Origin of the sequence: Rhodopseudomonas sp. (assembly GCF_048594845.1) — a bacterium.
Taxonomy (GTDB): domain Bacteria; phylum Pseudomonadota; class Alphaproteobacteria; order Rhizobiales; family Xanthobacteraceae; genus Rhodopseudomonas.
In genome coordinates this window covers 1-7150 of record NZ_JBMDXE010000201.1, presented here as the reverse complement: position 1 = coordinate 7150, position 7150 = coordinate 1, and the positions used below count along the sequence as shown (strand labels likewise).

5 protein-coding genes are annotated in these 7150 nt (G+C 66.7%); all 5 read right to left on the bottom strand.

From position 1 onward, the window contains the following. The coding region (locus ACOJTD_RS13025; protein WP_420133327.1) for an MFS transporter at positions 1–798 on the bottom strand (798 nt) is incomplete at its 3' end. A 357-nt stretch (positions 799–1155) separates the two neighbouring features. Continuing rightward, positions 1156–2778 carry an ABC-F family ATP-binding cassette domain-containing protein gene (locus tag ACOJTD_RS13020; protein ID WP_420133326.1) on the bottom strand — a complete coding sequence of 541 codons (1623 nt, stop codon included), beginning with the start codon at positions 2776–2778 and terminating at the stop codon, positions 1156–1158. A 218-nt stretch (positions 2779–2996) separates the two neighbouring features. Beyond that, positions 2997–3983 (bottom strand): arginase, encoded by a 987-nt coding sequence (gene rocF / locus ACOJTD_RS13015; protein ID WP_420133325.1) that lies wholly within the window; start codon positions 3981–3983, stop codon positions 2997–2999. A gap of 94 nt (positions 3984–4077) precedes the next feature. After that, a complete protein-coding gene (locus tag ACOJTD_RS13010; protein WP_420133324.1) occupies positions 4078–4911 on the bottom strand; it encodes an acyl-CoA thioesterase in 834 nt (277 codons plus the stop codon). A gap of 329 nt (positions 4912–5240) precedes the next feature. Beyond that, the coding region (locus tag ACOJTD_RS13005) for a glycogen/starch/alpha-glucan phosphorylase (protein ID WP_420133323.1) at positions 5241–7150 on the bottom strand (1910 nt) is incomplete at its 5' end.

Below are 7150 nucleotides of genomic sequence, written 5' to 3'. Positions count from 1 at the left end.
CAGCGCGCCGGCGATCTGCAGCCCGTTGCTGACCATCGACACCGCGAACGCCAGCGACGGCGTCACGTGCAGCGTGTTTTGCGCGTAGGTGGTCATGTACTGGGTGACGTAGGTGGCGATCGTGCCGCTGGCGAGGATGGCCAGCGCCAGCGCGACTAGCCGCACATGGCGCCGCGCCAGCGTGAAGTAACCGGGCTGGTTCGGTTGCTCGGCATGCTCGCGCGAGACCGTTTCGGGCAACGACCGCCGCATCCACAGCCCGAATGGCAGGCAGGCCGCGCCGATCAGGAAGGCGATGCGCCAGCCATAGGCTTCGAGCTCGGCGGGGGACAGCAGCTTGCTCAACGCGAAGCCGACGAGCGCGCCGGATGTCGCGGCGATTTGCTGACTGGTCGGCTGCCACGCCACGATCTGCGCGCGCCGCTCGGCGGGGGCGATTTCCAGCAGGTAGGCGGTGGTCGGGCCGACTTCGCCGCCGAGCGCAAATCCCTGCGCCAGCCGGGCCAGAATGACGATGACCGGCGCGGCGAGGCCGATCTGCGCATAGGACGGCGTCAAGCTGATCGCCAGGATCGCTGCGCCCATCAGGGCGAAGCTGAGCAGCATCGCCGGGCGGCGGCCGACGCGGTCCGAATAGATGCCGAGCACGAAGCCGCCGATCGGCCGGGTGATGAAGCCCGCGCCGAACGTCGCCAGCGACAGCATCAGGCTGCCGTATTCGGTGTGGGTGGGAAAGAAGGTGTGGCCGATCTGGATGGCGAAGAAACTGTAGGTGATGAAGTCGTAAAACTCGAGCATGTTGCCGACGGTCGCCGCGAGGACCGTGCGCGTGGTGGCGATCCGCTCGTCGGCGGCGATGCTGAGCGACAAGGTTGTTTCCTTCCGACCTGATCCGCGCGTGCGTCGTCGTGACGCAACCGGAACAATGCCGAAGCCGGCCGGGAGTTGCCTACGTCCTCCAAGTTGCAGATGGCCCACCCCAAGCACAGCGCGCTCCCTCTCCCGCTTGCGGGAGAGGGCTGGGGTGAGGGCGCCCCAGCCGCTGACTCAACGACTCGTGGAGGGGAGGGCCCTCACCCGCCGCGCTTCGCGCGTCGACCTCTCCCGCAAGCGGGAGAGGTTAGAATCCCGCAAGCGGGAGTACTCCACTCACAACTAACTATGCAGCCCCGGCGCCTCGTGGCCCGTCCTCGCCACGTACTCCGTATAGCCACCGCCGTATTTGTGGATGCCGTCCGGGGTCAGTTCGAGCACGCGGTTCGACAGTGCGGCGAGGAAGTGGCGGTCGTGGGACACGAACAGCATGGTGCCCTCGAAATCGGCGAGCGCCTTGATCAGCATTTCCTTGGTGGCCATGTCGAGATGGTTGGTCGGCTCGTCGAGCACCAGGAAGTTGGGCGGGTCGTACAGCATCTTGGCCATCACCAGCCGCGCCTTTTCGCCGCCCGAGAGCACCCGGCATTTTTTCTCGACATCGTCGCCGGAGAAGCCGAAGCAGCCGGCCAGCGCACGCAGCGAGCCTTGTCCCGCCTGCGGAAACCATTCTTCCAGCGACGCGAACACGGTGAGCTCGCCGTCGATCAGGTCCATCGCATGCTGGGCGAAGTAGCCCATCTTGACGCTGCCGCCGAGCGCCACGCTTCCCTCGTCGGGCGGGGTCGAGCCGGTCACCAGCTTGAGCAGCGTCGATTTGCCGGCGCCGTTGATGCCCATCACGCACCAGCGCTCGCGGCGCTGGATCTGGAAATCGAGCCCGTCATAGATGGTGCGGCTGCCGTAACGTTTGGACACGCTCTTGAGACTGACGACGTCCTCGCCCGAGCGTGGCGCCGGCAGGAAGTCGAACGCGATAGTCTGGCGGCGCCGCGGCGGCTCGACCTTCTCGATCTTCTCCAGCTTCTTGACGCGGCTCTGCACCTGCGCAGCATGCGATGCGCGCGCCTTGAAGCGCTCGATGAAGGCGACTTCCTTGGCGAGCATCGCCTGCTGGCGTTCGAACTGCGCCTGCTGCTGCTTGTCGGCGAGCGCTCGCTGCTGGGCGTAGAAGTCGTAATTGCCCGAGTAACTGGTCAGCGTGCCGGCGTCGATCTCGATGATTTTGTTGACGATGCGGTTCATGAACTCGCGGTCGTGCGAGGTCATCAGCAGCGCGCCGTCGAAGCCGCGCAAAAACTGTTCGAGCCAGATCAGGCTTTCGATGTCGAGATGGTTCGACGGTTCGTCGAGCAGCATCACGTCGGGCCGCATCAACAGGATGCGGGCCAGCGCGACGCGCATCTTCCAGCCGCCCGACAGCTTGCCGACGTCGCCGTCCATCATTTCCTGCGTAAAGGAGAGACCGGCCAGCACCTCGCGGGCACGGCCTTCCAGCGCGTAGCCGTCGAGCTCCTCGAAGCGGTGCTGGACCTCACCGTAACGCTCGAGGATCTGCTCCATTTCGTCGGCCTTGTCGGGATCGGCGAGGGCATCCTCGAGCCGCTTCAGCTCGGCCGCGACCTCGCTGACCGGGCCGGCGCCCACCATGGTTTCGGCCACCGCGCTGCGGCCGCTCATCTCGCCGACGTCCTGGCTGAAGTAGCCGATGGTCAGGCCGCGATCGACCGAGACCTGGCCTTCGTCCGGCGTCTCGGTGCCGTTGATCATCCGGAACAGGGTCGTTTTGCCGGAGCCGTTGGGGCCGACCAGGCCGATCTTCTCGCCACGCAGCAGCGTCGCGGACGCCTCGATGTAGAGGATCTGGTGGCCGTTCTGCTTGGAGATGTTGTCGAGACGGATCATGGGCTCACGCGGGCAGGAAATGCTGCGGCGCGTTTAGCCGAAACAGGCGCAATGCGCCAGACACGCCCGACCCACGGCGGTCATTCCGGGGCGCGCAGCAACGCTGCGCGAACCCGGAATCCAGAGGAGCTCTGCGACGCTGTCGTTTCCACAACTGCGAGATTCCGGGTTCGCTCGCAAGGGCGAGCGCCCCGGAATGACCACCGCGGGTAGGGCGCTCACCCCTCCGGCAGCACCGCATTACTCGGCGTCACGCGGTCGCTGATCTGCATGCCGAACAGGCTGCCGATCAGCTCGACGGCCACCCGCGCGGTGCGGCCGCGCTCGTCCAGGAAGGGGTTGAGTTCGACGATGTCGACGGAGCGTACCAGGCCGGAATCGTGCAGCAGCTCCATCACCAGATGCGCCTCGCGATAGGTCGTGCCGCCGGGCACGGTGGTGCCGACGCCGGGCGCAATCGAGGGATCGAGCACGTCGACGTCGAACGACAGATGCAGCACGCCGCCGGCAGCACTGACGCGGTCGATGACGCGGCGGATCAGCACGCCGACGCCGAACTCGTCGATCGCCCGCATGTCGACGACCGGAATGGCGCGGGCGCGCACCAGCTCCTTCTCCAGCGGATCGATCGAGCGGATGCCGAACAGGTCGAGCCGGCTCGGCGGGATCGAGACCCGCGGCTCGGCGCCGAGCAGATGATCGAGCCCCGGCTCGCCGCACAGGAACGCCGCCGACATGCCGTGCATGTTGGCGGTGAGCGTCGTGGCCGGCGTGTTGTAGTCGGCATGGGCATCGAACCACAGCACGAACAGCGGCTTGCCCTGCTGCTGCCAATAGCGCGCGACGCCGTTGATCGAGCCCATCGACAGGCTGTGATCGCCGCCCATGAACAGCGGCACGGCGCCGGAGCGCGCCAGCTCGTAGGCGCGCGCCGAGATCGCACCGACCCAGCTGCGCACCTCGTCGTAGTAATTGGCGTTGGCAGGCACCGGATCGTCGCTGCGCGTCACCGGCGGATGCGCCATGTCGCCGTGATCTTCGACGGTGAAGCGCAATTGCTCGAGCACGCGGCCGATCCCGGCGGTGCGCAGCGCGGCCGGTCCCATCAGCGTTCCGCGCAGGCCGGCGCCGATCTCGATCGGCACGCCGAGCAGCGCGACACGGCGGGCAGGGTCGGGTGGAAGGATGGAGCTGGAGGGCGTCATGTGCGGCGCCTTTCAAGCTGGAGCGACGGGGTGTAATTGACCGAGCACGTAGCAGCGGCGCGTGACGATTCGACGTCGTCGCTATGCGGCGCGATCAGGCCTTGAAATAGGTGATCTGATGCGTCGTCGCCAGCAGCTTGCCGCTGGGCGACCACAGTTCTCCGGTCTGGTCGCTGAAGCTCTTGTGAAACACGTTGGCGTCGGCGACGCCCAGCACCGCGGTGATCGGCTCGGCCGCGAGGTCGGCGGCATCGACGTGGAAATACGTCGTCATCGACACCGTGCCGATCGGCAGCAATTCTCCGCGGACATGGAAGATCCTCGCGAAGAACGCGTCGGCGATCGCCGACAGCGACAGCAGATCGAGGGTGCGCGGCGTGCTGTGGCCGATCCAGGCCTTGGTGTGCGGACTCGCCGGGCCGGCTTGCGTACCCGAGCCGAAGCTCGGCTCGTTCTCCACGAACCGAAACTCGAACTGCCGCACCCACGAGGCCGCGACGCCAGCGCGGGAATACACCGGCGCGTCTTCGTAGCTCGGCGTTTGCGGCATCTCGGTCGGACGATGGCTCCAGGTCTCGCGGCGCTGCGCGAACACTGCGGTGGCGAACACCGCGACGTCACCATCGGTCTGCGTCAGTTCGATACCCCAATGCTGCGTGGAGCGCGTCGCCTTGATCAGCCGCGGCGTCAGATCGAAGCTGCCCGGTGCGATCGGCGCGCAGAAATTCACCGTGAAGGCCAGCGGATCGCCGAGCCGCTCGGACTGCGCCATCAGCGCGCGCAACAACGTCGCGGCGGTGGCGCCGCCGAATTGGCCGACGAAGGCGTGGTAGTCGTCGCTGGTGGCGCCCTGCCAGCGGCTGTCGCGATGGTCCACGCGCGTTGCGGCGTCGAACGGATGAATGCTGTCCTCGACCCTGGCGTCCATGATGGCTCCCTGTGTTGTTGTTCTTCTTTGCGCCGCACAATCTGCCCCGCGCGGCGGCGTCGCGCAATGGCTGTCGGGCGTCATGTGAAGGGCTCCGCCATAGACGGTGTAGAGGCCGCTGATCGGCTAGCGCAATGAGCCGCCCCGAGCCGCAGCGCGCTCCCTCTCCCGCCTGCGGGAGAGGGCTGGGGTGAGGGCGCCCCGAGCACTGAGTCAACTATTCGCGGAGCGGAGTGCCCTCACCCGCCGCGCTGCGCGCGTCGACCTCTCCCGCAAGCGGGAGAGGTTGCGCTGTCCTCGCGGCGAAGCTTGGAACTACCTCGCAGCTCTCAGCCCTTCGCCTGCCGGGCCGGGGACGGCTGCGTCGCGGGGCGGGTGGGGACGTCCCAGATGTCCTCGGCGTATTCGCGGATGGTGCGATCGGACGAGAACCACGCCATGCGGGCGACGTTGAGGATGCCGGCGCGGGTCCAGGCCGAGCCGGCGCGCCAGCGCGCATCGATGCCGCGCTGAGCGTCGTAATAGCTGTCGAAATCGGCGCTGACCATGTAGTGGTCGAGGTGCCGCAGCGCGTGCGCCACCGAGGCGAAGCGAGCCGGATCGTCCGGCGAGAATACGCCGGAGTCGATCGACCGGATGGCGCGGTCGAGCAGCGGCGAGCGCCGGATCACATCGGTGGCGTCGAGGCCCTGCGAGCGGCGCGCCACCACTTCGAGCGCTTCCATGCCGAAGATCGCGATGTTCTCCGGCCCGACGTGATCGCGGATCTCGATATTGGCGCCGTCCAGCGTGCCGATCGTCAGCGCGCCGTTCAGCGCCAGCTTCATGTTGCCGGTGCCCGACGCTTCCATGCCGGCGGTCGAGATCTGCTCCGACAGGTCGGCGGCCGGAATGATCACTTCGGCGAGGCTGACATTATAGTCGGCGAGGAATACGACCTTGAGCTTGTCGCCGATCGCGGCGTCGTTGTTGACCAGCTCGGCGACGTCGTTGATCAGCTTGATGATCAGCTTGGCGTAGCGATAGCTCGCCGCCGCCTTGCCGGCGAAGATCTTGACGCGCGGCACCCAGTCGGCGCCGGGATTGTCCTTGATGGCGTGATACAGCGCCACGGTCTCGAGCACATTGAGCAACTGGCGTTTGTATTCATGGATGCGCTTGATCTGCACGTCGAAAAGCGCGCCCGGATCGACCCGGACGCCGTTGCGCTCGTTGATCAACCGCGCCAGCGCGATCTTGTTGCGATGCTTGACGGTGCGGAACTGCTGCTGGAATGCGGCATCGCCCGCGAAGGCTTCGAGCCGCTCCAGCCGGGTGGGATCGTCGAGCACTTCGTCGCCGCAGGTGACGCGCACCAGATCGGTCAGCCCCGGATTGGCCAGCGTCAGCCAGCGCCGGAAGGTGATGCCGTTGGTCTTGTTGGTGATGCGGTCCGGGTAGAGATGATTGAGATCGTGAAACACGGTCTCTTTCATCAGGTCGGAATGCATCGCCGACACGCCGTTGATGCGGTGAGATCCGATGAAGGCGAGGTGGCCCATGCGGACGCGGCGGCCGGCCTTCTCGTCGATCAGCGACACCGAGGCGCGGAATTCGATATCGCCGGGGCAGCGCTGCTCGGCGAGCGCCAGATGCGCCTCGTTGATGCGGTAGATGATGTCGAGGTGCCGCGGCAGCGTGCGCTGGAACAGGTCGAGCGGCCAAGTCTCCAGCGCCTCGGGCAGCAGCGTGTGGTTGGTGTAGCTCAGCGTCGCCCGGGTGATATCCCAGGCGTCGTCCCAGCGGAGAAAATGCACGTCGACCAGCAGCCGCATCAGTTCGGCGACCGCCAAGCTCGGATGCGTGTCGTTGAGCTGGATCGCGGCCTTCTTGGCGAGGTTGCGAATCTGGCCGTCGGAATCCAGATGCCGCTTGATCAGGTCCTGCAGCGAGGCCGAGACGAAGAAATACTCCTGGCGCAGCCGCAATTCGCGGCCGGCGGCGCTTTCGTCGTTGGGGTAGAGGAATTTGCAGATTGCCTCGGCGCGGGCCTCGTGCGCGGTGGCGCCGAGATAGTCGCCGGTGTTGAACACATCGATCAGCATCGGATCGGGCGCGCGCGCCGACCACAGCCGTAGCGCGTTGACGTGCTCGCCGCGCCAGCCGACGATCGGGGTGTCGTAGGCAACCGCCTGCACGGTTTCGACCGGCGTCCAGACCGTCCGGGTCAGGCCCTTGGCGTCGGTGACCTGGGCGATCT

What these genes read in the sequence shown, in the direction of transcription:
- ACOJTD_RS13010 (WP_420133324.1), bottom strand. Translation starts at nt 4,911, where the DNA reads ATGGACGCCAGGGTCGAGGACAGCATTCATCCGTTCGACGCCGCAACG.
- ACOJTD_RS13020 (WP_420133326.1), bottom strand. Translation starts at nt 2,778, where the DNA reads ATGATCCGTCTCGACAACATCTCCAAGCAGAACGGCCACCAGATCCTC.
- rocF (WP_420133325.1), bottom strand. Translation starts at nt 3,983, where the DNA reads ATGACGCCCTCCAGCTCCATCCTTCCACCCGACCCTGCCCGCCGTGTC.